The organism is Micromonospora sp. NPDC049204 (assembly GCF_040647935.1).
GTDB lineage: Bacteria > Actinomycetota > Actinomycetes > Mycobacteriales > Micromonosporaceae > Micromonospora.
In genome coordinates this window covers 33,394-57,016 of sequence record NZ_JBEZDC010000014.1, presented here as the reverse complement: position 1 = coordinate 57,016, position 23,623 = coordinate 33,394, and the positions used below count along the sequence as shown (strand labels likewise).

Here is a 23,623-nt window from a genome sequence, read left to right as displayed (position 1 = left end):
CGAAGGATGTCGCCTGACCAAAATCGGCCATCGCTACGCTGCGGTGCTGTCGCGCTGTCACACCCGCCGCCCTATCGGCACTCGTTTCGGTTTCCGTTACCGTGCGCCCGGCGTTCGATCTGCGGCGGGTCGATCTGCGCTGCCCCGCGGTGGCACAGAAGGCGGGGTCGCGAGATGGCGCGGCGACGCTCACGCGCACGCATAATGGTCCGACGGGTAGCGAGGCGACGTGTCGCAAGCGGCAGGCCGGCGGCCCGACATCACGGGAGGATGGCGGCCACGGTGAACCAGGCGATGCCGAGTGTGACCCGGAACACCCGACAGCGGGCAGAGGTACTGGCGCTGTTGCGCGAGGTGGAGGGCTTCCACTCGGCGCAGCAACTGCACCAGATGCTGCTGGCGCGTAAGGCGGGGGTCGGCCTGACCACCGTCTATCGAACCCTGCAACTGCTGGTGGACGCCGGCGAGATCGACTCGACTCGGCTGCCGGGCGGCGAACAACTCTTCCGCCGGTGCAGCCAGAGCAAACACCACCACCACCTGGTCTGCCGAGACTGTGGGCGCACCGTCGAGGTGGCCGGTCCGGCCGTGGAGCGGTGGGCCGACCAGGTTGCCGCCCAGCACGGGTTCGTGGACGTCGGTCACACCCTGGAGATCTTCGGCACCTGCGCCGAGTGCGTCCGCTGAACGTAAGTCCGATGGTCACGTGCCCTGGGCCTGCGGCGGGCGTACTGCTGGCGGAACTTCTCGACCCGTGAGGGGGACGCAGCCGGCGAACGGGTCGTGGTAGGTGCGCTGTCGCGCTCCCGGGCCTGCCGTTCTATGGCGAGCAAAGCCGCCCTGGACCTGCTGACCAAGAGTTGGGCGGCGAATTCGGCCCGGCCTGAGTACGCGTGAGGTTCGACCCGACGCGGGGGATCGAGTTCGCCAGCTACGCGATCCCCACCGTCGTGGGAGAGATCAAGCGCCACTTCCGTGACCGCACCTGGGACGTCCGGGTTCCCCGACGGCTGCAGGAGCGGCGCATGGCCATCGCCGAGGCCAACAACAGCCTCACCCAGCTGCTGGGCCGCTCGCCGACCGTCGCCGACATCGCCCGACATCTCGACCTCACGGAGGAGGAAGTCCTCGAAGGACTGGAAGGCGCCCGCGCCTACAACGCGGTCTCACTGTCCACCCCGATCGGCGATGGCACCTCGTCCAGGGAGTTGGGCGACACCCTCGGCGGCGACGACAACGAACTCGCCCTCGCCGAGCTGAAGGTGGCTCTCACCTCGGCCCTCGCGCGCCTTGACGACCGGGAGCGGAAGGTCGTCGCACTGCGCTTTCACGGCAACCTGACCCAGCAGGGCATCGCCGAGGAGATCGGGGTGTCACAGATGCACGTCTCCCGCCTGCTGACCCGCGCGCTGGCCAAGCTGAGGGTGCAGTTCACTGCCACCCCCTGAGGAAGCAGGTTGCCTGCGGCGGTCGGTGGATCCGGCCGCCGCAGGGACCAATGGCGCCCTCGCCGTACCGGCGCCGCACGGGTGGTGCCGGTGCATCACGGGCGTCGCCGCGGAACCGGGGAGTGCCCATCAGTCGGACGCTGACGGCGGGCGGCTTCGATTTCGGGGCGAGTCAACTGCCGGTCGCGGATTTCGCGACGGGGCAGCAGCAGGTCGGGCAGGCGCGCCGGGACGGCGGGTTGGGGGAGGAGGAGTCAGCGGCGGGCGAGTTCCGGTGCGGCGGTGTCCAGGGGCACGGCGGCGTCGGGCACCAGGGCGAGTTGCACGCTCGGCCGTGACCCGATGGGTTCGCGGTGGCCCGCCACCCACTAACCAACGGCACCGTCGACCCGGCACAGCTGCTGAACAGACACGAACCGATGACCGACGTGCTGCAGGCGTACCGCCAGTTCCAGGACCGCGACCCGGGCTGGCTGAAGGTCGCCCTCACGACCTGAACCATCGATCACCTCGAGGCGGGCGTCAGGTGCGCAGGGTGTGGCTGGGGCTGCACCCGTAGGCGGCGCGGTAGTCGGTGCTGAAGCGTCCGAGGTGGGTGAAGCCCCAGCGTCTGGCGATCAATGGCGACGGTGGCACCGGTGGTCGGGTCGGCGGCCCGCAGGGCGCGGTGCGCGCGTTCGAGGCGGACCTCGCGGACGTACCGCATCGGTGTCGTGTCGTGGTGGCGGCGGAACGCGAGTTGCAGAGCCCGGGGACGCACACCGGCCGCGGCGGCGACCTGGTCGACCGTGATCGGCCGGTCCGCATGGTCGTCGATGTAGCTCACGGCTCGGCGTAACGCCTGCGGGGTGACCCCGCCGGCGGGGCGCAGGGTCGCGGCGTGGGCGGTGTTGGGAACACGGTAAGGGCCGTCGCCGCGAGCAGGTGGCGGGTGGTCCCGGCGACCAGCGGGTTGGCCATCAGGGCAGGGTCGGACAGCACGCTGCGGGTCAGGTGGGAGACGGTCTGGGTCCAGTGCCGACCGAGCGCCGCCGAGATCGGCCGGGAGCTGTCGAAGCGCAGGTCGGCGCTGCTGATGCCGGTCTGCGCGTGGGCGACCTCTTCGAGCAGGGCGCGGGGGAGGCGGGCGACCAACGTGTCGACGTCGTCGTAGGCGAGGTCCGCGGATTGGTCCGGCAGGATCAGCATCACGTCCCCGGGCCGTAACCGGTATTCGTCCTTGTCCCTGGCGATGGTGAAGCGCCCGCCCACCAGGTGGGTGATGTTCAGATCGCCGTCCGGGGCCGTCCGGGCCTGGGTGTGCGCCGAGTAGTGCAGCCGGGTCACGCCGAGGTCGGCGAGCGCGGTGGTGACGGTGCGCAGGCCGGCTCCGTCGCGGCCCACACCGGACGACCGCACCTTGATGTCGAGGAATGCCCGCCGGATGTAGGCGTGCGCCTCATCGGTGTCGTTGGTGGCGTAGCGCTGCCAGTGTGAGCCGGAGTAGACCGTGCCATCTGTCATGTCCAGCCCTCTCCCGTCCATACTCTCGGCGACGGTCCCCAGCCACGATACGCATCACCTTCGCGCCAGGCGTAGATCGCCGCCCGCTGTCTGGTGGTACCACCCGTGCTGCGGATATGCAGCAGGTAGATCGCCTCGTCCGGCTGTTGCCAAGGCGATTCGGCGGGTGTCCTTGGTCAAGCAGTCGGGCAAGGGCACCCGTCTCCAACTTTTCGCGTCCGGCCTGGTCAGCGAGGCGGTGGAGGCAGCGCCGGGCTGTCGAGCCAGGCGGCGAACAGATCGTCCAGGGGCTCGCGGGCGAAGCGCTGGGCGTGCAGACGGAACTGCTCGGTCGTCACCGTCGCGTGTCGGTGCTCGGCGACCCAGCCTCGCAGGAGCGCGAAGAACGACTCGTCGCCGACCCTCTTGCGCAGGGCGTGCACCGTGAGCGCGCCCCGCTTGTAGACAAGCGGGTCGAACATCCGGTCGACGCCGGGATCCGCGACGACGACGGTGCGCGGGCGATCCGCGACCCACGCGTACCACCGCGCGGCCAGGGCGTCGGTGGGCAGGTCGCCGCAGACGCCGGACCACAGCCACTCGGCGTACGTGGCGAAGCCCTCGTTGAGCCAGATGTGCCGCCAGTCCGCCACCGTGAGGCTGTTGCCGAACCACTGGTGGGCCAGCTCGTGCACCACGAGCCGCTCGTGCGTGCGCCGCCCGTCGACGTGGTTGCGCCCGAAGACCGCCATGCCCTGCGCTTCGACCGGATCGTCGAGGTCGTCGTCGGCGACCACGACGACATACTCCCGGAAGGGGTACGGCCCGAAGAGTCGCTGCAGCGCCGACATGATCTGGCCGTGCCGGCCGAAGTCGTGGGCGACGTCCCGGCGCAGCGCGGGCGGGATCGCGGCGCGCTGCACCACCGCACCGACCGCGAGGTCCACCATCTCGTAGCGCCCGATCTGGACGCTCATCAGGTACGGCGAGGTGGGCTCGCGCCGCTCGTACACCCACGTCGTGCCGCCCGCGCCCCGGCGATGGTGCACGGGATCACCGGTCACCAACACCGTGTACGGGGAGGGAGCCGTGACCGCCACCCGGAAGGTCGCCTTGGCGCCGGGCTGGTCATCGCACGGGAACCACGACGGCGACCCGTTCGGCTGGCTGGCCACGAGCACCCCGTCGGTGAGCTCCTCCCACCCGAGGGTGCCCCAGCGGCCGGAGATGGGCACCGGCTTCCCCGCGTACCGGATGTCCACCCGGAAGGTGTCCCCGGCGTTGATCGGCCGCTCGGGTTTGATCTGTAGTTTGTCCGGGCGGTGCAGGTACTTCGCCGGGCGCCCGTCCACTCGGACGTCCTGGACGCGGAGCCGACCGAGGTCGAGGGTGAACCGGGAGAGCGACTGTGTGGCCACCGCGGTGATGTCGGCCCGGCCGCCGAGCCGGTTCGACATGACCCGGTAGTCGAGGTCGAGGTCGTAGTGCCGCACCCGGTAGCCGCCGTTGCCGTGCTCGGGCAGGTAGGAGTCGCCGGAACGACCGGCGCCGGGCGTTGCGCCGCTCGACGCCGTCTTCGGATTCATGCCGACCGTGCCGCTGGCGCCGGCCAGGTGGTGATCGGGTTGCCCAGCCACCGGCTGTCGCTCGGCACGGCGTCGCCGCGGGTCACCAGTGAACCGGGTCCGACGGTGGTCCGCGCGCCGATGCTCGCGCCGGGCAGGACGATGCCGTGCGGACCCAGCGCGGCTCCCGCGCCCAGTGTCACCTCGTCCATGCTCATCACACGATCATGGAACAGGTGGGTCTGCACCACACAACCGCGGTTCACCGTGGCGCCGTCGCCGAGGCGCACCAGGTCGTACTCGGGCAGCCAGTAGGTCTCCAGCCAGACGCCCCGGCCGATCTTCGCACCGAGCGTGCGCAGCCAGGCCGTGAGCAGTGGCGTGCCGGTCGCGAAGCGGGCCAGCCACGGCGCGGCGAGGGCCTCGACGAACGTGTCGGCGAGTTCGTTGCGCCAGACGAAGGACGTCCACAGCGCGCGCTCGGCGACCCGGAAGCGTCCGACCAGCAGCCACTTCGCGGCCGTCGCGATGGCGGCGGCGGTGATCGCCGCGCCGAGCAGCACCGGCCCGGCGGCGAGCGCGGCCGCCCACCCCCCGCCGGCCCGCCAGACGATCGCGAGTACGGCCAGGACGCCGACCGCCAGGGCGCCGGCGCACATCACCGGGACGATCCGGCACAGCTCGATCGCGGCCCGGGCCAGCTTCAGCCGGAGTGGCGGGTCGAAGGTGCGGCTGGTGTCGGCGGCTTCCACGGTCCGGCGCAGCGGCATCGGCGGCGCGCCGAGCCACGACGAGCCCTTCTTCGCCTTGAACGGCGCCGACGACAACACGCCGACGAGCCCGCGCTTGGGCACCGAACGCCCGGGGGCCGCCATTCCTGAGTTGCCGAGGAACGCCTGCTTACCGATGCGGGCCGGGGCGACGCGCAGCCACCCGTGGCTCAGCTCGTAGGTCGCGACCATGGTGTCGTCGGCCAGGAAGGCCCCGTCGGCGACAGTGGTCATCGCCGGCAGTGCGAGCACTGTGGAAGCCTCCACCCCGCGTCCCACCTTGGCGCCCAGCAGCCGAAGCCACACCGGCGTGAAGAGGCTGGCGTAGAGCGGGAACAGCCCGACCCGCGCCATCCCCATCAGCCGCTCGGTCGTCCAGACCTGCCACGCCACCCGCCCCTGCACCCGGTGGTATCCGGCACGCAGGCCGATGCTGAGCGCCCGGACGGCCCCGAGCACCAGCAGCGCGTAGCCCAACAGGTAGGCGACGGTCGCCACCGCGACGGCGGTCAACACCGCGCCGACAGTCGGCCGGACGGCGAGCGTCCAGCCGAGCAGGGCGATCGCCGGCAGGGCGGCCACGACCGGCACCAGCCCCAGCAGTTGGGCGGTCAGCGCGTACGCGATCGGCCAGCCGCGGGACCGAAGTCGCGTTCGCGGGGGCCGCTGACCGGGCCATTCGGCGGGATCCTTGGCAGCGGGTGTGGCGGGTGAGCCGGCCCAGCGCTGATTCGCCGGTACGGCGCCGGTCACGGTCGACCCGGCGGCGATGCGCGCGCCCTTGCCGATGCGGGCGCCGGGCATCAGGGTGCTGCGGGAACCGACCCGGGCGCCCGCGCCGACGCGGACCCGACCGACATGGACGACATCGCCGTCGACCCAGTGGCCGGAGAGGTCGACCTCAGGCTCGATCGCCGCGCCGCGGCCCAGTTTCAGCAGGCCGGTGACCGGCGGTGCGGAGTGCAGGTCGACGTCGGGAGCGATGGACGCGCCGAGCGCCCGGGCATAAGTGATCGTCCAGGATGCCCCGGCGACGCTTGTGGCGCCGGTCAGCTCGGCGAGACGTTCGGCGGCCCACAACCGAAGGTGCACGCCGCCACCGCGCGGGTAGCTGCCGGGGCGAACCCCACGCAGTAGCAGTCGCGCTCCCGCGGCGGCCACGGCGATCCGGCCCACCGGGCTGAACAGCAGGAGCCAACCCAACGCCACCCACCACCAGGACACGACAGGTGCCCAGGGTGCCGGCGCGAACAGGGCGAGGACGTTGCCGAGGGCGGCCAGGACGGTCAGCCAGCGCAGCCCGACCAGCGCGAGCATCGGCACCAACATCGCCGCCTGGATCAGCCCGGCGCGCCTCGGCGTCGGCCGGACCTCCCGGCGCGTCGCCGCCGTGGTGTCGAGCGCGTCGAGCACACCCGCGAGCCGCGACAGTTTCGGGTGGAGGTAGATGTCGGCCACCGAGACCCGCGGGTGCCGGCGTCGGATCCAGGCCACCAGTTGCGCCGCGTTCAGGCTGCCGCCGCCGTGGGTGAAGAAGTCGGCGTCCGCCTCGGTGGGGCGTACACCCAGGATCTCCGCCCAACCGCCGGCGAGCCACTCCTCCGTCGCGGTCAGCTCGCCCGCGGTGTCCTGCCCGGTGGCCAGCGGCCAGGGCAGCGCGGCCCGATCCACCTTGCCGGACGTCCGGGTCGGCAACGCGTCCACCACGGCCAGCAGCGGCACGAGAGCGGCCGGCAACTGCTCCCGGATCCGCAGCGCCGCCGACGCGGCATCGAAGGTGACGCCGTCGTGCGGAACGACGTACCCCACCAGTAGTTGGTTGCCCGCGGCGGTGCGCCGCACCGCCGCGGCGGCCCCGGCGACGTCGGGCAGCGCCTGCAGTGCGGCGTCGATCTCACCCAGCTCGATCCGGCGTCCGCCGAGCTTCACCTGTTCGTCACCGCGGCCGACGAACAGGAGCCCCTCGGGCTCCGCCCGGACGATGTCACCGCTGCGGTACGCCCGCTGCCAGCCGAGCGCGGGCAGCGCCGCGAACTTCTCGGCGTCCTTGCCCGGGTCCAGGTAGCGGGCGAGCCCCACCCCGCCGATGACCAGCTCGCCGGTCTCACCCATCGCGACCGGAGCGCCGGAGGCGTCCACCACGGCGAGCTGCCAGCCGGCCAGCGGCAACCCGATGCGGACCGGTCCCTCGCCGGTCATCCGGGCGGCGCAGGCGACCACTGTCGCCTCGGTCGGTCCGTAGGTGTTCCAGACCTCGCGGCCCTCGACGGCCAGGCGCTGCGCCAGCTCCGGTGGGCAGGCCTCGCCACCGAAGATCAGCAGCCGGACCTCCTCCAGCGCCTCGACCGGCCACAGCGCGGCGAGCGTCGGGACCGTCGACACCACCGAGATGCGCTGCTCGGCCAGCCACGGACCGAGGTCGACGCCGCTGCGGACCAGCGACCGCGCGGCCGGCACCAGGCAGGCGCCGTGCCGCCACGCCAGCCACATCTCCTCGCAGGACGCGTCGAACGCCACCGACAGCCCGGCCAGGACCCGGTCCTGCGGGCCGATCGCCTCGCTGGCCTCGTCGGCGAGGAACAACAGCGCCTCGGCGTCGACGAAAGCCGCAGCCGCGCCGTGGTGGACCGCCACACCCTTCGGGGTGCCCGTCGAGCCGGAGGTAAAGATGATCCAGGCGTCGTCGTCCGGGCCGGGTCGGCCGATCCGACCCACGGGAGTACGACGCACCGACACCGCCAGCCCGTCACCGAGCACCGCCGCGACTCCCGCCTCGGCGAAGACGAGCTCGGCGCGTTCCTCGGGATCGTCCGCGTCCACCGGCACGTAGGCCGCGCCCGCCGCGAGAACGCCGAGGATCGCCAGGTACAGCTCGGCCGTACCGGAGGTGAGCCGGACGCCCACGCGGTCGCCGACACCGATGCCGTGTCCGGCCAGCGACCTCCGGACGGCCTCGACCTCGTCGGCCAGGTCGCGGTACGTCAGTGCCGTGGCGCCGTCGTCGAGTGCGAGAGCCTCGGCGTGCGCGCGCACGGAGTCGTCGAGAATGTCGACAAGCGTGCGGCCCGCCGCCGCCGGGGCCGATCGGAACACCGCGGGGACCGCCGGTGCGGCGACTGTCGGTGGTAGCGCGACCACCTGGGGATCACTCGTCACGGGCACCTGGCGTTCACCATCTTCGTCTCAGGGATCGGCGTCAACCAGGCATGCGGCATGCGGACCCGCCCTGGGCAGCCCTCAACGCTACGTCGCACGGGGCCGGAAGAGAGGGCCACGTAACGGCTTCGTGTCCACCACCACAGCGATCCCCCTCCGCGAACACCGAGCGGCCGCGACCTGCCGTCGACGACCGATCACACTCCTGTCTCTACTCAGGCCGGGTCGTCGCTGCGGATGTGCACGGTTTCGCCGCCGCTGCGCAGATCCTCTGTCACCTGCTTCTCGGTCAGGGCGACAAGGTGCGAGTCGACAGTCGCCTCGTCCTTGAGGCGTGCGTGCGTCTCGTGAACGCGGGCGGAAAGGTCCGCGTCGTCAGCCTCCGGAAATCGTTGTTTCAGCGTCTCGACCTGGCGTTGCAAGGCGATCTCCGGGTCGACGAGACCGCCACTGGCTGCGGGTTCGGTCATCACACACCTCGCACGTCGTCGTCAGTGTCTCCACAGGTGGTGCCCCGAGCATCGACTCGACATTCATTCGTTCGCGCAAAGTTCACCTTCGGGAGCCGGTCCTACCGCTCCGTCGGTGGGACGTTCGCAGGAGGCTCGTTCCCCTGACGTTTGGTCATCCCATGATCATTAGTGTGGTCCTCACGTTGACGCTGTTCGGCGCGACGACATGGTCGGCGCTGCAGCAACCGCTCGCCCGTCGCCCGGCCTTCCACCACCGCCTTACCGGAGCGCTACTGGCCCTGAGTCTGACGGTGGCCGCCGCGCTGATCACTACCGCGCTCCTGGCCCATCGGTGACGTGGCGAACATCCGCAGCGCCGCCCTCATGTCCCTCCTCGAGTACGAGTGGGCGACGCACCGCGTCACCGGTCGTGGGCGGCCGGGTGGTCGTCGATCGGCCGGTCGAAGTCGATGCGGTGGTCGTACAGCCAGGCAAACGCCTCCGGGGTACTGAATTTCCTCATGAACAGGGGAAACGTCGCGTCGCGCAGGACTCGACCCACGCCGGTGGCCGCCTTGCTGCGGTTGACCTGTCTGGCTCCCGCCAGCACCTTGCTGACGCGCTCGGCGCGCAACCGTTGGTACGCGTGGAACGCCGCCGTCGGATCGTCTCGGTCTCGCAGACAGCGGGCCAGTTGCACGGCGTCCTCGAAGGCCATCGACGCGCCCTGGCCGGAGCTGGGTGAGCTGACATGTGCGGCGTCACCGATCAGGACGACGCGGCCGCGGTGCCACCGCTTCGGGGCACGCATGTCGTGCAGGGGGTACCACGTGTAGTCCGGCGGTGTCGCGCGGATGAGCGGCGTGGCCGGCGATGTGTCCCCGGCAAAGACGTGCAGCAGTCGCTGTTGCCATTGCGCTGCGGTGGTCGCGGCCAGGTCGGCTGCGGTGGGTTCGTCGGCCCAGGGCAGATTGGCGAACCACCAGACGCTGCCGTCCGGACTGGCCATGGAGGCGAAGAACGCGCGCCTGCCGAAGACCATGTCCATCACACCTGGTTCGGATCGCGGGCTCGCCTCGCGGGTGATCCCGCCCGTGCCGATGAGCCCCACGTATCTGGGTCGTGGTGCGTGCGGGTCTACGAAGCGCCGGGTCGTCGAGGCGATGCCGTCGGCCCCGATGAGCAGGTCGCCGACAGCTTCCGTGCCGTCGGTGAACACCGCGGCGACCTGATCACCGCGGGGTTCGGTGTGAGCGAGGCGCTTGTCGTGGTGGATGGGCACGCCGCGACGGAGGGCCTCGTGCCGCAGCGCGGCGTAGAGGTCGTAGCGTCCGATGACGATCGGGAGCGTCCCGTCGGGCAGCGGAGTGCCGGTGTGTCCTTCGCCGAGGCGTCTGCCGTTGCCCAGCCACATGACGCCGCGAGGGACGGGGAAGCCGGCATCGCGGACGACGGTGTGCGCGTCGAGGGTGCGTAGCGCGTCGAGACCGTTGAGGGAGATGCCCATGCTGGCACCCACGTCGTGAGCCGTGGTGGGGTACGCCTCGTAGACGGTGGCGTCGATTCCGACTTTCTGTAGTGCGATGGCAGCGGTCGGCCCTGCGACACCACCGCCGATGATCAGTGCGTGGGTCACGCCCTCTCACTCCTGTTCTAGGCTTTCCACGGATCGGTGCAGTCAAGAACTAGCTTCCCAAAGAAGTTACTTCTTAAGGAAGCTATCGGGGGTGAGGTGGGTGTGTCAACGGGTCACGAGGCACTCGTGGCGGCTGCCTGGGTGGAGATTCCGCAGTTCGTCAGTGCCACCGCGCTGTTCCAGTCGGCCGTCGCCGACCAGCTCGGCGTGCCGGTCAACGACCTGCACTGCCTCAACCTCGTGAGCACGGGTGTTGCCGTCACGCCCACTCAGCTCGCCGACCGGATGGGCATGACCACCGGGGCGGTGAGCAAGATGCTGGACCGGATGGAGGCGCAGCTCCTCGTCCGCCGCGAGCATGATCCGCACGACCGTCGCCGGATCACCGTGCACGCCAGGCCGGACCGGACCGACGAACTGGCCGCGCTCTATCAGCCGATGGCCGCATACCTGACCGAGCGCATCGCCGGGTTCACCGACGACCAGCTGCGCCTGCTGACCGACTTTGCCCGCAGCGGCCGCGAAGTGGCGCTACGCGAAGCCACCCGGCTCCGCGAGGGCGGGAGGCCGCACTCCACGCGGAAACGCCGACCGCCGGATGATCCGGCAAGCTGACCGCGCGGCGTTGCGGAAGACGCGTCACGCCGAACCCGTTCCGGGCTGCCGACAGGGCTAGTGTGCCGGGGGTGAGTGCTTCGGCATTGAAGACGTCCGTCGAAGGTGCGGTAGCCCGGTCGCGACGGTTGGCCGCTGAACCATGCCGGACTCCCACCGGCCCGGTGACCTGAATGGCGAACCGGGAACGGTTGTCGCCGCTGTTGCAAGCCGTCGTCGGCATCGGCAGCGATCTCGACCTGCGGAGCACACTGTCGCGGATCGTCGTGGCAGCCTGTCGGGTGGCGGGTGCCCGTTACGGTGCCCTGGGCGTCATCGGACCTGACCGCAGCCTCATCGAGTTCATCACTGACGGAATGACCGTCACCGAGCAAGACCGTATCGGTGACCTTCCCGCCGGGCACGGCGTGCTGGGTCTGCTCATCGATGAGCCACTGCCGATCCGGTTGCCGGACATCAGCCGCCATCCCCGTTCGCTGGGCTTCCCTCCCGGCCATCCGGTGATGCGCTCTTTTCTCGGAGTTCCGGTGCGCATCCGCGACCAGCTCTACGGCAACCTCTACCTGACCGAGAAACGGGACGCTGCCGTGTTCAGCGAAGCCGACGAGGAGATCGTCATCGCCCTCGCCGCGGCCGCCGGGATCGCTCTCGACAACGCTCGCCTCTACGCAGCGGCGGGCCGGCGGCAACGCTGGCTCCAGGCGACTGCGGAGATCACCGACACTCTCGTCGGCCAGGTCGATCGCACCGATGTGCTGCGGCTGGTGGTGGACCACGCCCGCGAGGTCGCCGACGCCGCGCTCGTGGCCATCCTGCTCCACAACGAGACGACCGGTGAGCTGCGTGTCGAGGTCACCGCGCCTCCTAACGCGGCGCTGGACCGAGCGTCGATCCCGCTCGACGGCACGCCGTTCGAGCAGATCATTGCCGCCGGTGGTCATCTGCTGATCGAGAATCTGGACGCCGCCGCGGTCTGGCCCGCGCCGTTGCCGGCAGGCCCAGCGCTGCTGGCGCCACTGGCCATGACCGGAGCGGTGCAGGGGGTGCTCGTGGTGATCCTGCCGACGAACAGCGTGGGCTTCGACGGCGAGTCTGACATCAACATGATCACCACGTTTGCCTCCCAGGCCGCCCTCGCCGTCGAACGGGCACGGGTACAGGAGGAACGCGAGATGATGGTGGTGCTCGCCGATCGGGAGCGTATAGCGCGGGACCTGCACGACGTGGTGATCCAGCGGTTGTTCGCCACCGGTCTCGGATTGCAGGGGCTGACGCGCCGAGCCGAACCCGCAGACGTCCGGGAACGCCTGGACCAGTCCATCGACGAGCTCGACGCGACCATCCGCGACATCCGCAACGCCATCTTTGGGCTGCACAAGCCAGCCCCCGGATCGGTGCGCGCCGCGCTGACGGCGGCCGCTGACGATGCGACGAGGACCTTGGGTTTCCGGCCGCACCTGACCATCACCGGGGCCGTTGACCTCGCCGTCCCAGATACGCTGCGCGCCAACCTGATCGCGGTCCTGCAGGAAGCGCTGTCGAACATCGTCCAACACGCGCGCGCGACATCTGCCACGATCGCTGTCGCGGTTGACGCAGGTCGCCTGATCCTGCGGGTGGCCGACGACGGCGTCGGCATCGGCGCGGCAACGGGCGGCAACGGGCTCGGCAACCTCCGCAGCCGTGCCGAGGAAAGCGGCGGCTCCTTCGTCGTCACCGACATCCAGCCCCACGGCGCCGTGCTGGTGTGGGACGTGCCCCTCAAGGGCTGACCGCTCCGCCCTGCCGGCACCGTGTCCGAGAGTCGGCGGGTCTGTTGGCACTGAGGCTGTAGCGCTGCGGATCGGGATCAGCGGGCGCTACCCCGCATCAGATTCGTGGCGAGGACTGCCGCCTGGGTGCGCCGCTCGAGGCCGAGTTTCGTCAGGACGCTCGAGACGTAGTTCTTCACCGTCTTGTCGGCCAAGCACATCGCTTGCGCGATCTCCTTGTTCGTCATGCCCTGCGCGATGTGCCGAAGTATCTTCAACTCCTGGTCGGTCAGCGATCTGAGCTCATCGGGCGCCTCCACACCGTCGCGGATACGCGACAGCACCCTGGCGGTGACCGCCGGATCGAGCAGCGACTGCCCAGCGGCAACCCGGCGCACCGCGTCAAGTAGGTCGACACCACGAATCTGTTTCAAGACATATCCGGCGGCCCCGGCCATGATCGCCGCGAAGAGAGCCTCGTCATCGTCGTACGACGTCAGGATCAGCCCGTGAATGCCGGGGTCGATGGCGCGCACGTCCCGGCAGACGTCGATCCCGTTGCCGTCAGCCAGGCGGGCGTCGAGAATCGCCACGTCCGGCCGCAGCGCCGGTATGCGGTGCAGGGCCTCCACCGCTGACCCGGATTCGCCGACGACCTCGATGTCACCGTCCTGAGTCAGCAACTCGCGGATGCCGCGGCGGACAACCTCATGGTCGTCGAGGAGAAAGACACGAATCACCCTTCCGTTGTACTCCGTGGCGGTCGGGTTGAGCAGGGTCCAACGGCCCTTCCTGATGCAGGCATGATGAGACATCTGACAGTTTCAGGTCCTAGGGGCCTGCCGTCCGCTCCGTCTTGGGCGGGGCCGACCTGGGGATCCGGCGTTCGGCACGTGCCAACGCGGGTACAACGGCCCCCACCGGCAGGCCCACCGCCTCTGCCCCGCACAGCAGTGCGGGCGCAGGCTGAGGGTATGCAGATCGACAGCGCCACGGTGAACACGGCAGCCACCCCGGAGCAGGCGTTACCCGCCGCTGACGTTGCCCCTACGCGATCATGTCTGCACCCGTACGACGACCGCGAAGCGTCCCCAGATCGGGCACGCACCCGCCGAGCAGCCGGCCGTCGCCCCCGGCGCACCGGCAGCGCCCTGATACTCGGCCGAACGTGACAGCCACGCCAGTTCCTGGCCAGCCACTGCCTTCTCAGCCGGTGCCCAACGGTATGGCCCCGCCCACCGGTGCCAGCACATGGAAGACCGGCCGACTGGTCGCCGCCTCTCGTGTTGGGCGGACGGCCGCCGGGCCCAGTCAGCAGACCCATCGGGCGCACGCCCGGCGGGACACCGCACGATCAGCCCAAGAAGGAACGTGAGCGCGATGGTCGACATCGCCCGGAACCACGACGGCATAACCCCCACTGCCGCCGGCCCCACGATGCCACCGACGACGCCTCTGGCCGTCGCTGTGCCCGGCAGCGCAGCCCGCCGGACCGTCGACGGGCGTAGCTACGGAGACGTCGGCGCCCCGCACAACGGCCGCGAGTCGTCAGCGGCATTACCCGCCGCCGAGAGCCGCTCCGCTGTCGCGGCCCGTTACCTGCTGGCGGGCATCCGGATCGCGCTGGGCTGGGTCTTCCTCTGGGCCTTCCTGGACAAACTGTTCGGGTGGGGATTCGCCACCCCGTCGGCGCGGTCCTGGCTCAACGGCGGCAGCCCCACCGCGGGCTTCCTTGGCGGCTCCGAGGGTCCGTTCAGTGGCTTCTTCACCGCCATCGCTGGTAACACCGTCACCAACGTGCTGTTCATGGGTGCGCTGCTGGCCATCGGCGCGGCGCTGATCCTCGGCATCGGGATGCGGCTCGCCGCTATCGGCGGCGCGATCCTGGTCGTCATGATGTGGGCAGCCGTGCTGCCGCCGTCGAGCAACCCTTTCATGGACGACCACCTCGTCTACGCGGCAATCCTGATCGTCCTAACCCTGCTCGGCGCCGGGAACACCCTGGGCTTCGGCAAGGCGTGGTCGGCCACCCCGCTGGTCCGTAACGCCACCTGGCTCAGGTAGCCAGGCCCGCTGCGGGTCACCCGATGTCGCGGTGGCCCGCAGCGCCCGACCTCTGGCGCCTGGCAGCAGCGCTTTGGCGCCGAACGGGGTTTCACCAACCGCCGGCCTACTGGATCCAGAAAAGGGTTGCCAGCCATGAGAATCCTCGTCGCCGCCGCAAGCAGGCACGGATCCACAGCAGAGATCGCCGCCCACATCGCAACCGCCCTGCGGCGCGCATCACCGTCTGGCTCCGTCGTCGATGTCGCCACTGCCGCCGATCTCAGAGACGTCACCTCGTACGACGCGCTGGTGCTGGGAAGCGCGGTCTACATGGGACGTTGGTTGGACGAAGCCCGCAGCGCGGCAGCGCGGATCACGTCGAGTCCACCGCGACCGGTGTGGCTGTTCTCCAGCGGCCCGATCGGTAGTCCGCCCAAGCCCACCGAGGCGCCGGCCGAGGTCAGTGACATCGCCACGTCCGTGAACGCACGCGAACACCGCGTCTTCGCCGGTCGCCTCGACCGCCACCGTCTCGGTATCGCGGAGAAGGCCATGGTCATCGCCCTGCGCGTCCCGGACGGCGACTTCCGGGACTGGTCCGAGATCGACACCTGGGCTGGCCAGATCGCCTCTGAACTGCGACAGCCCGTCGCCGGTTAAGCCCTCCTCGACAAGAAAGGCGGCGGTCCTGATGACCGCGACCCGCACCTCACCGCTGGGCACCGCATCCACTCTCCGGGTGGTGGCGGGAAAGCCGTTGGGTTCCGACGAGCTGCGACGCATCGACGCGTACTGGCGGGCGGCGAACTACCTGTCGGTCGGGCAGATCTACCTGATGGGCGACCCGCTGCTGCGTGAGCCGCTGCAACCCGCGCAGGTCAAGCCGCGGCTGCTCGGGCACTGGGGCACGACTCCCGGTCTGAACCTGCTCTACGCCCATCTGTCCCGGATCATCGCCGCCCGCGGCCGGGAGGTCATCTACGTGACCGGCCCGGGCCACGGCGGCCCCGGGCTGGTCGCGAACACCTGGCTGGAGGGCACCTACTCCGAGATCTACCCGCGGATATCGCAGGACGCGATCGGTATGCAGCGCCTGTTCACCCAGTTCTCCTTCCCCGGCGGCGTTCCGTCCCATGTCGCGCCGGAGACGCCTGGGTCGATCCACGAGGGCGGTGAGTTGGGCTACTCGCTGTCGCACGCCTATGGCGCGGCCCTGGACAACCCTGACCTGGTCGTGGCGTGCGTCGTCGGCGACGGTGAGGCCGAGACCGGCCCGCTGGCCGCGTCGTGGCACTCGAACAAGTTCCTCGACCCGGTCGGTGACGGTGCGGTGCTGCCGATCCTGCACCTCAACGGTTACAAGATCGCCAACCCGACCGTCCTGGCCCGCATCGGTGACGACGAACTCAGCAACCTTCTCGAGGGATACGGCCACAAGCCCTACCTCGTCGCCGGCGACGACCCCACCACCGTTCACCAGCTCCTCGCCGCCACCCTCGACGTCGCCTTCGACGAGATCACCGAGATTCAGCGGGCCGCCCGCGAGGACGGGGTCACCGACCGGCCGCGCTGGCCGATGATCGTGTTGCGTACCCCCAAGGGGTGGACCGGCCCGAAGGTCGTCGACGGGCTGCAGGTGGAGGGGACGTGGCGCGCCCACCAGGTCCCGCTGACGGCGGCCCGCGACGACGCCGCCCACCTCGACGCCCTCCAAATGTGGATGCGGTCCTACCGGCCCGAGGAACTGTTCGACGTCGACGGCGCGCCGCAGTCGTGGGTGGTCGACTGGCTGCCCCGGGGCGAGTTGCGCATGTCGGCGAACCCGCACACCAACGGCGGCCGGTTCCCCCGGGACCTGGAGTTACCCGACTTCCGTGACTACGCGGTCAAGGCCGGTGAGATCGCCGAGGCGACGCGGGTGCTGGGCGGCTGGCTGCGCGACGTCATGGCGGCGAACGTCGAATACCGCAACTTCCGCCTGGTCGGCCCGGACGAGACCGAGTCGAACCGGCTCGGCGCCGTCCTCGACACCACCGGCAAGGCGTGGCAGGCCCGAGTCGACGACGTCGACCAGCACCTGGACCGGCACGGCCGGGTCATGGAGATCCTCTCCGAGACCACCTGCCAGGGCTGGCTGGAGGGCTACCTGCTCACTGGCCGGCACGGGCTGTTCTCCTGCTACGAGGCCTTCATCCACATCGTCGACTCGATGTTCAACCAGCACGCCAAATGGCTCAAGACCACCCGGCACCTCGGCTGGCGTAAACCCGTTCCGTCGCTGAACTACCTGCTCACCTCGCACGTCTGGCGCCAGGACCACAACGGCACCTCCCACCAGGACCCCGGCTTCATCGACCACGTCGTCAACAAGAAGGCCGAAGTCGTCCGGGTCTACCTCCCACCGGACGCCAACACCCTGCTCTCGGTGGCCGATCACTGCCTGCGCAGCCGCGACTACGTCAACGTCATCGTCGCCGGAAAGCAACCCGCCCCCACCTGGCTCGACATGGACGACGCCGCTCTGCACTGCGCCCGCGGCCTCGGCATCTGGGACTGGGCGAGCAACGACGACGGCGACCCCGACGTGGTACTCGCCGCCGCCGGAGACGTACCGACCGGCGAGATCCTCGCCGCGACCGACCTGCTTCGCCACCACCTGCCCGACCTCAGGGTGCGGGTGGTCAACGTCGTCGACCTGATGCGCCTACAGCCCACCTCTGAGCACCCGCACGGCTTGCCGGACCCGGAGTTCGACGCCATCTTCACCACCGACCGGCCGGTCATCTTTGCCTACCACGGCTACCCGTGGCTGATCCACCGGCTGACCTACCGGCGCACCAACCACCACAACCTGCACGTGCGTGGCTACAAGGAGGAGGGCACCACGACGACACCGTTCGACATGCTCGTCGTCAACGACATGGATCGTTTCCACCTCGTCATGGACGTCATCGACCGGGTCCCCGGCCTCGGCCGCAAGGCAGCCGTCCTGCGCCAGCAGATGGTCGACAAGCGCGCCGAGCACCGCGCCTACGTGCGGCGTACCGGTGAGGACCTGCCCGAGATCCGCGACTGGGTCTGGCCGCGCACCCCATGACCGGTCGGACGTCCAATCATTCAGGAGATTCGACCATGAGCACTGACGCTGCCATCCGAGCCGCCGACACGCGCGCCGAGGGCCGAGCGCTGTCCGCCGCCGCCGCAACGGCGGGGCACGCCCCGTCGATTCACAACACACAGCCCTGGCGGTGGCGTGTGGCCGGCAACGAGCTGGACCTCTACCTCGATCACAGCCGGAGCCTCGAGATCACCGACCCCGACTCCCGCTTCGGCGTCCTGAGCTGCGGCGCCGCGCTGCACCACGCGCTGGTCAGCCTCGCCGCAGCCGGCTGGCACACGCTCGTTGTCCGTACGCCGAACCCTGCGCACCCCGACCACCTGGCGCAGGTGCGCCTCGACCACCGAATCCCGGTCACCCCGGCTGCGGTACGCCGCCTGCACACCATCGCGCTACGGCACACCGACCGCAGGCCCGTCGTGAGTGCCCCGGTCGCTGCCGACAAGCTGCACGCCATCGTCACGGCCGTCGAATCCGCCGGCGCTCACCTCCACCTGCTCCACCCCAACCAGGTGTACGACCTGGCCACCGCCGTCGATCACGCTCAGCGCACCGAGGCCGCCGAGGTCGCCTGGCAGGCTGAGCTCGCCTACTGGACCGGCGGTACCCGACCGCTGGGCACCGGCATTCCGGATTCGGCCATCGGTGATCGTGCCCCGCAGACAACAGTGCCCGGTCGCGACTTCGGCCACTACGGTGACCTGCCCATCTCTGAGGCGCACGAGAACGCCGCCACCTTCGCGATTCTCTACGGGCTTGAGGACGGCAGGCTCGACTGGCTTCGCGCCGGCGAGACGCTCTCCGCGGCCTGGCTCAACGCCACCGAACTCGGGATTTCCGTCCTGCCGTTGAGCGCGACCATCGAAGTGGCGGTCACCCGTGAACACCTGCGGCGCCTGCTGGCCGACCTCGGTCACCCGCAGCTCGTGCTGCGCTTCAGTACTGCGGACCCGACCGGCGCCGCCGCTCCGCACACCCCGCGAATTCCTGCCGAACAGGTAATCGAGCGGGCCTGACCAGCCGTCGCGCACCACCGGCCCCGCGAGGCTGTCACCACGATCGAAGAAGGCGGCGAACCACAATGACCGTAGCCAAGACGCCTGTCGTACCGGATGTGGGCTGGGAGCCCCGGTCAACCGGCGACCTGCGCCCCGCCTCGGCCGTTGCCGGTGGCCTGTCGTCCTGCGCGTCGCGGCGGTCATCGCCGTCGTCACGATTGGCGTCGGTGTGTGGGCGCACACCACCGACCGTCCGTGGCAGACCCTGACGTTCCTCGCCCTGGGTCTCACCCAACTCGCCGTGGCCCTGGGGGCACGCGCCCGCCCCGGCACGGCGGCCAACCCCATGCTGTTCGCCGCCGTCGGCGCCGCTGTGCTGCTGCAACTCGCCGCCATCTACGCACCGCCGCTGCGTCAGCTGCTCGGCACCGAACCGGTCGCCGCGACCGACCTGCTGATCGTGATGACCGTGTCCGCCCTGGGCTACGTCGCCATCCGCCTCGACCGCCGCATCCACTCGACCCCGCCACCACCAGCGGTGGTTGGTAGGCCTATTTCGAAATGCCCGGAGTCGACAGCTGGCCGGGCGGCTCCGGAGAACCGGTGCGACCAGACTGACCCGTCATGCCGAAATTCTCCCTGACCGCACTGGCCCGCCAGCAGCTCAAGCTCGCGAACAGCACCACGCCGCGATGAGCGGACCCATCAACCAGCTCCCCGCCCGGCATGAGGAGACGAGGCGGTTCGCCACCCACGTCGAGCGGACCTACGCTGACTTCTACCGCACGCTGTGGCAGGCGCTGCGCGCCCCGAAGTAGCCCGCGGGGCAGCCGCGAGAAAAGGAAGTGGGCCAGCGCCTGCTCAGGGGATGCGGTCGGTGAGGCTCTGCGCCGCCTCGTCGAACGCCACGTCGGACTCGCAGGGGCTGTGTCCCTTGATCGGCGGTGGAAAGATGTCGCCGGCCGGGGCGGTCACCCCTGCCGGATCGCGGAGCCGTCGGTCCACCGGCGTACCCCGGTCGGCTGCGGCGGGTGCCGCGTCGGGTCGGGGCGGCGGAAAGACCCGCCCTCCGATGGGGTCGGTGTCCCGCCACAGATTGATCCACCGCCAGTCGACCCGGTCGGCGATCTCGTGGATCACCTCGTCGCTGACGTACGCGGGAAAGAGCCGGGCGTACAGCCGGCGAAGGGGCGAGCCGTGGGTCAGCAGGGCGATCCGATCGGTGACCCGTGGCGGCAGTTGGAGCACGGTCGCGGCGAGCAGGACGGAGCCGTGGCTGTGTCCGCTGAGCAGCACCGTGTTGCCGGAGTCGACGAGGTGGGTGATCCGGCAGGTCAGTTCGGGTACGGCCCGTTCGGCGTAGCAGGGTGGCGCGAACGGGTGTGCGGCTCGGGGCCAGAAGGTGCCCAGGTCCCACAGCACGCCCACGTACCGGCGAAATCCAGGGGTGCGGTAGGCGAAGATTCCACCGATGACCAGGCCGAGGATGATCGCGGCGATCAGGTAGCTGCCGACTCCGATGCCGAAGTCGACGAGGCTGGCCGGCAGCCCCACGTACCGCTGGATCAGTTCGCCCGGTGGCGTCGGCAGCAGGCCGAGCGCGACCATCGTCATGCCGATTCCGGCCAGGCAGGCGTAGAGCACCGCGAGCGGCACCAGCCGCTCGGTGAACTGGGCGCGGGCGATGGCCTTGCGCACCTGCCGCAACCGTGGCCCGGCATCGTTCGGCGCGTCCGGGAAGTCACGAGCAACTATCGACGCCGCGGCGCGTGTCCGTCCCGGTCGGGACGCCAGCGATGCCACGCCGGCGACGGCCAGCGTCACCAGCACCGCCAGTGAGAAGCCGAGGATCGCCCAGATGCAGGCACGCGGGGGGCTGGTGATCAGCCCCTCCGCGGTCGGTGCTCCCCGGTTCAGGACGTCGGACACCCGGTAGACCAGTTCGGCGGAGTACGTCAGCGCCAGACTGATCGCGGCGACGGCGGCCGCCAGGGCGCCGAACCCGAGCGAGGGCGCCGCATCCGGCTGTCGATACCGGTGCCAGAGCAGCACCGCCCCCAGGGCAGCCAGCAGTACCGCCTGACCGATGGACAGCCCGACGACCGTCAGGTTGTAGCCGGGTAGCCCGTTGCGCTCCGGCCAGGAGGCGGAACTGGTCAGAACGTGGATCCAGACCAGCACGGTCAGGCCGAGGGTGATCGTGGGCAGCGCGCTGACCAGGCGGTCGAGCCGCCCTTCCGTGGGTGCGGTCAGGGGCGGGGTGCAGAGCAGGACCGCGCACGTGATCAGCAGAAGCCCGGCACCCGCCGTGAGCGCGACGGTGCCGATCGACAAGCCCTGTGCGGCCCGGGCGCCGAGGAGGCTGAGGTTCAGCGTGGCGAAGCCCGCCGCGACGTGAATCGAGCGCAGCCGGCCGACCAGCGGCTCGTTGTCCCACCGACCGACGGCGGTGAGCCGGTGCGCCGGAAGGGGGTGGACAGTCGCGCGGAAGACGTGCGACGGGAGTGCCGGGCGGGCGCTGAGCCCCCACAGCAGGCCGATGGCCGCAGCCGGTGCCAGCGCGAGCACCGCCAGGCGCAGTCCGGCGGGACGGCCTCCGAGCCAGGAGAGCCAGCTGCGTCCGGCCAGGCACTCGGGGGAGGACATGCACTTCCACGCGATCACGTCGAGTGCGATCCCCACCATGCTCTGCACGTACATCCCGGTCAGGCTGAGTGCCAACAGCCGGCACAGCGCCTTGATCACCGGGTCGGAGCGCGCTCCGGCCGGACGCATCCAGATGGCGAGGTTGATCAGCATGAAGGGCAACAGGATCACCATCGACAGCGTTCGCACCGCGTTGCCAGCGGGCAGGTTGTTCCAGCGGTAGGCCTCCAGCGTCACTCCGTCTGCCGCGCCCGTCACTCCGTCTGCCGCGCCGCTCTCGTGGTCGGGCCGGTAGAAGCCGCCCCGCTGGTCACCTGCCACCTGTTGCACGTGCGGTCGATTCAGCAGGTCCTCCGCGCCGATGGCGGACACCCCGTGCACCCGCAGTTCCACGACGCCGTCAGCTCTGGCGCGTCCGCCCGCGTCTCGCTGATCCATCCGGTACCGGCCCCCCGGCGTGTACGCGGCTCACGCCGACCCGCTCGGCTGATCCGACGGCGCCCGCATGGCGCAGCGGGCGTACCCCGTGACCGGAGAAACAACCGCGCGCTGTGGGTGGTGGCGTCCGCCCGGTCCGTGGGCATTCTTCGGGTATCGACTCGACGACCTGCCCGGCGTGATACCAATACCCGAACAGGCGAAGTCGGCAGAAATGGGCGGCCCATGTCGACAAGGGCAGCAGCGCTGCTTCGAAAGCCGGGGCAACCGCAGCGACCCAGCCTTCTCGAACTCTTCTTCGACCTGGTGTTCGTCTTCGCTCTCAACCGGCTCTCGAACCGTCTGGTCGAGGAACTCACCGAACCGCGGATCGTCCTCGTCGAGGCCGGCGAGACGCTGCTGCTGCTACTGGCCTTCATGGTGCTGTGGTTCGTCACGGCGTGGGTCACCGACCTCTACGATCCGCAGCGGCCGCAGCTTCAGGTGTTGGTCTACACCGCCATGCTCGGCGCGCTGGTGATGGCGGTCGCGGTGCCGCACGCGTTCGGGGACAGAAGTCTGGCCTTCGCTGGCGCGTACGTCGCCGTCCACATCATCCGTGGGCTGATCATCGTGCCGATGCTGCGTGGCCACGAAGCTCAGCGCCGGGCGGCTGCGGTGTTCTTCTGGTTCACGTTGTCGGCCGTGCCGTGGATCGCTGGAGCGATCGTGGCGGATCTGGCCCGCGGGCTGTTGTGGACGCTCGCGATCGCCATCGACTGCACGGCGCTGCTGCTGCTCTATCCCGCGCCGTGGTCCCGCCCCACCCAACGACAGTGGCCCGTCCTGGCCGAATATCTGTCCGAGCGTTACCGACAATTCTTCATCATCGCCCTCGGTGAACTGATCTTGACGACCGGCTCGGCCTACAGCGACACCTCCTTCCGACACGTCGGCCCCGCGACCGCCTTCGCGGTCGCATTCGTCACCACGGTGCTGCTGTTTCGCGTCTACCTCTTCCGGGCGGGTCAACTGTTACCCGAAGCCATCAGAGCTGCCGCTGAGCCCGCGCACCTCATGCGGCAGGCATTCGTCGCGCACGTCCTCATGGTGGCCGGGATCGTCGCCGTCGCCGTCGGATACGAAATCGTGATCGAACATCCGTTCGGGCACACCGACGCGGCGTGGATTCTCGTTGTCCTCGGCGGACCGATGCTGTTCCTGATCGGTCGAGCCCTGGTGGAACACGCGGTGTTCGACCGGGTGTCCCATTCTCGGATCATCGGCGCACTCGTGCTCGCCGCCGCCTCGCCAATCATGATCTTCTTGCCGCCGTTGGCCGTGGCCGTCACCGCCGTCGCCGTCCTCGCCGGCATCGCCGCCACCGACGCCGCCCACGCCCGGGGAAGACCGCCCGAACGGCCGCACCCGCCCAATGCGCAACAGTGAACGCAGACACGATGCGGCCCCCGCAAGGGGTCCACGGAGAGACCTCCCGCGAGGTGGAACCGGCCGTGACGACT

General features: G+C 70.1%; 21 protein-coding genes and 1 pseudogene. 14 read left to right on the top strand and 8 right to left on the bottom strand.

What is annotated here, in order from left to right; genetic code table 11:
* Nucleotides 1-270 precede the first annotated feature (270 nt).
* From AB0A90_RS24575 to AB0A90_RS24560, 4 genes and pseudogenes are all read left to right on the top strand, one after another.
* Nucleotides 271-687: a transcriptional repressor gene (locus AB0A90_RS24575; RefSeq protein ID WP_357252209.1), complete on the top strand. Its 417-nt coding sequence runs from the start codon at nucleotides 271-273 to the stop codon at nucleotides 685-687.
* Between the two features lie 209 nt (nucleotides 688-896).
* Nucleotides 897-1,448 (top strand): annotated as a pseudogene (locus AB0A90_RS24570) (sigma-70 family RNA polymerase sigma factor); the annotation flags it as partial.
* A gap of 122 nt (nucleotides 1,449-1,570) precedes the next feature.
* Complete coding sequence (locus tag AB0A90_RS24565) at nucleotides 1,571-1,786, top strand: hypothetical protein (RefSeq protein ID WP_357252206.1); 216 nt, start codon at nucleotides 1,571-1,573, stop codon at nucleotides 1,784-1,786.
* 15 nt (nucleotides 1,787-1,801) lie between these two features.
* A complete protein-coding gene (locus AB0A90_RS24560; RefSeq protein WP_357252204.1) occupies nucleotides 1,802-1,945 on the top strand; it encodes a hypothetical protein in 144 nt (47 codons plus the stop codon).
* Between the two features lie 8 nt (nucleotides 1,946-1,953).
* Here the strand turns inward: AB0A90_RS24560 and AB0A90_RS24555 are convergent, their stop codons facing one another.
* The 5 genes from AB0A90_RS24555 to AB0A90_RS24535 form a co-directional block, all read right to left on the bottom strand.
* A complete protein-coding gene (locus AB0A90_RS24555; protein ID WP_357252537.1) occupies nucleotides 1,954-2,208 on the bottom strand; it encodes a hypothetical protein in 255 nt (84 codons plus the stop codon).
* Nucleotides 2,209-2,270: 62 nt separating this feature from the next.
* Entirely contained in the window at nucleotides 2,271-2,951 is a 681-nt protein-coding gene (locus tag AB0A90_RS24550) for an AraC family ligand binding domain-containing protein (protein WP_357252201.1), read from the bottom strand.
* Between the two features lie 227 nt (nucleotides 2,952-3,178).
* Entirely contained in the window at nucleotides 3,179-4,516 is a 1,338-nt protein-coding gene (locus tag AB0A90_RS24545) for a M1 family metallopeptidase (RefSeq protein WP_357252534.1), read from the bottom strand.
* The gene (locus AB0A90_RS24540) at nucleotides 4,513-8,421 is read right to left on the bottom strand and encodes a Pls/PosA family non-ribosomal peptide synthetase (RefSeq protein WP_357252198.1); all 3,909 of its coding nucleotides are present in this window, start codon (nucleotides 8,419-8,421) and stop codon (nucleotides 4,513-4,515) included. The genes AB0A90_RS24545 and AB0A90_RS24540 overlap by 4 nt, the downstream gene beginning before the upstream one ends.
* A gap of 215 nt (nucleotides 8,422-8,636) precedes the next feature.
* The gene (locus AB0A90_RS24535; RefSeq protein WP_357252531.1) at nucleotides 8,637-8,891 is read right to left on the bottom strand and encodes a three-helix bundle dimerization domain-containing protein; all 255 of its coding nucleotides are present in this window, start codon (nucleotides 8,889-8,891) and stop codon (nucleotides 8,637-8,639) included.
* 161 nt (nucleotides 8,892-9,052) lie between these two features.
* Here AB0A90_RS24535 and AB0A90_RS24530 point away from each other — a divergent pair, with 161 nt between their 5' ends.
* Nucleotides 9,053-9,229, top strand: a complete 177-nt coding sequence (locus AB0A90_RS24530; RefSeq protein ID WP_357252195.1) for a hypothetical protein — start codon at nucleotides 9,053-9,055, stop codon at nucleotides 9,227-9,229.
* Nucleotides 9,230-9,294: 65 nt separating this feature from the next.
* Here AB0A90_RS24530 and AB0A90_RS24525 read toward each other — a convergent pair whose 3' ends face one another.
* Nucleotides 9,295-10,509: an NAD(P)/FAD-dependent oxidoreductase gene (locus AB0A90_RS24525; RefSeq protein ID WP_357252193.1), complete on the bottom strand. Its 1,215-nt coding sequence runs from the start codon at nucleotides 10,507-10,509 to the stop codon at nucleotides 9,295-9,297.
* Nucleotides 10,510-10,611: 102 nt separating this feature from the next.
* Between AB0A90_RS24525 and AB0A90_RS24520 the strand changes: the two genes are divergently transcribed.
* Nucleotides 10,612-11,124 (top strand): MarR family transcriptional regulator, encoded by a 513-nt coding sequence (locus AB0A90_RS24520; protein ID WP_357252190.1) that lies wholly within the window; start codon nucleotides 10,612-10,614, stop codon nucleotides 11,122-11,124.
* 173 nt (nucleotides 11,125-11,297) lie between these two features.
* Nucleotides 11,298-12,896: a GAF domain-containing protein gene (locus AB0A90_RS24515; protein WP_357252186.1), complete on the top strand. Its 1,599-nt coding sequence runs from the start codon at nucleotides 11,298-11,300 to the stop codon at nucleotides 12,894-12,896.
* Between the two features lie 77 nt (nucleotides 12,897-12,973).
* Here AB0A90_RS24515 and AB0A90_RS24510 read toward each other — a convergent pair whose 3' ends face one another.
* Complete coding sequence (locus AB0A90_RS24510; protein ID WP_357252183.1) at nucleotides 12,974-13,615, bottom strand: response regulator transcription factor; 642 nt, start codon at nucleotides 13,613-13,615, stop codon at nucleotides 12,974-12,976.
* A 631-nt stretch (nucleotides 13,616-14,246) separates the two neighbouring features.
* On the opposite strand from AB0A90_RS24510, the gene AB0A90_RS24505 reads away from it, so the two are divergent.
* The 6 genes from AB0A90_RS24505 (at nucleotide 14,247) to AB0A90_RS24480 (ending at nucleotide 19,855) form a co-directional block, all read left to right on the top strand.
* Entirely contained in the window at nucleotides 14,247-14,939 is a 693-nt protein-coding gene (locus AB0A90_RS24505; protein WP_357252180.1) for a DoxX family protein, read from the top strand.
* Nucleotides 14,940-15,074: 135 nt separating this feature from the next.
* Complete coding sequence (locus tag AB0A90_RS24500; protein ID WP_357252177.1) at nucleotides 15,075-15,581, top strand: flavodoxin domain-containing protein; 507 nt, start codon at nucleotides 15,075-15,077, stop codon at nucleotides 15,579-15,581.
* A gap of 31 nt (nucleotides 15,582-15,612) precedes the next feature.
* On the top strand, nucleotides 15,613-18,018 hold the full coding sequence (locus AB0A90_RS24495) for a phosphoketolase family protein (protein ID WP_357252174.1): 2,406 nt from the start codon (nucleotides 15,613-15,615) through the stop codon (nucleotides 18,016-18,018).
* Nucleotides 18,019-18,053: 35 nt separating this feature from the next.
* The gene (locus tag AB0A90_RS24490) at nucleotides 18,054-19,055 is read left to right on the top strand and encodes a nitroreductase (protein WP_357252172.1); all 1,002 of its coding nucleotides are present in this window, start codon (nucleotides 18,054-18,056) and stop codon (nucleotides 19,053-19,055) included.
* 31 nt (nucleotides 19,056-19,086) lie between these two features.
* The gene (locus AB0A90_RS24485) at nucleotides 19,087-19,680 is read left to right on the top strand and encodes a cation-translocating P-type ATPase C-terminal domain-containing protein (RefSeq protein ID WP_357252528.1); all 594 of its coding nucleotides are present in this window, start codon (nucleotides 19,087-19,089) and stop codon (nucleotides 19,678-19,680) included.
* A gap of 49 nt (nucleotides 19,681-19,729) precedes the next feature.
* Nucleotides 19,730-19,855 carry a hypothetical protein gene (locus tag AB0A90_RS24480; RefSeq protein ID WP_357252169.1) on the top strand — a complete coding sequence of 42 codons (126 nt, stop codon included), beginning with the start codon at nucleotides 19,730-19,732 and terminating at the stop codon, nucleotides 19,853-19,855.
* A gap of 43 nt (nucleotides 19,856-19,898) precedes the next feature.
* Here AB0A90_RS24480 and AB0A90_RS24475 read toward each other — a convergent pair whose 3' ends face one another.
* Complete coding sequence (locus AB0A90_RS24475) at nucleotides 19,899-22,121, bottom strand: hypothetical protein (RefSeq protein WP_357252167.1); 2,223 nt, start codon at nucleotides 22,119-22,121, stop codon at nucleotides 19,899-19,901.
* A 138-nt stretch (nucleotides 22,122-22,259) separates the two neighbouring features.
* Between AB0A90_RS24475 and AB0A90_RS24470 the strand changes: the two genes are divergently transcribed.
* The gene (locus AB0A90_RS24470; protein WP_357252164.1) at nucleotides 22,260-23,549 is read left to right on the top strand and encodes a low temperature requirement protein A; all 1,290 of its coding nucleotides are present in this window, start codon (nucleotides 22,260-22,262) and stop codon (nucleotides 23,547-23,549) included.
* Nucleotides 23,550-23,623: the final 74 nt, after the last annotated feature.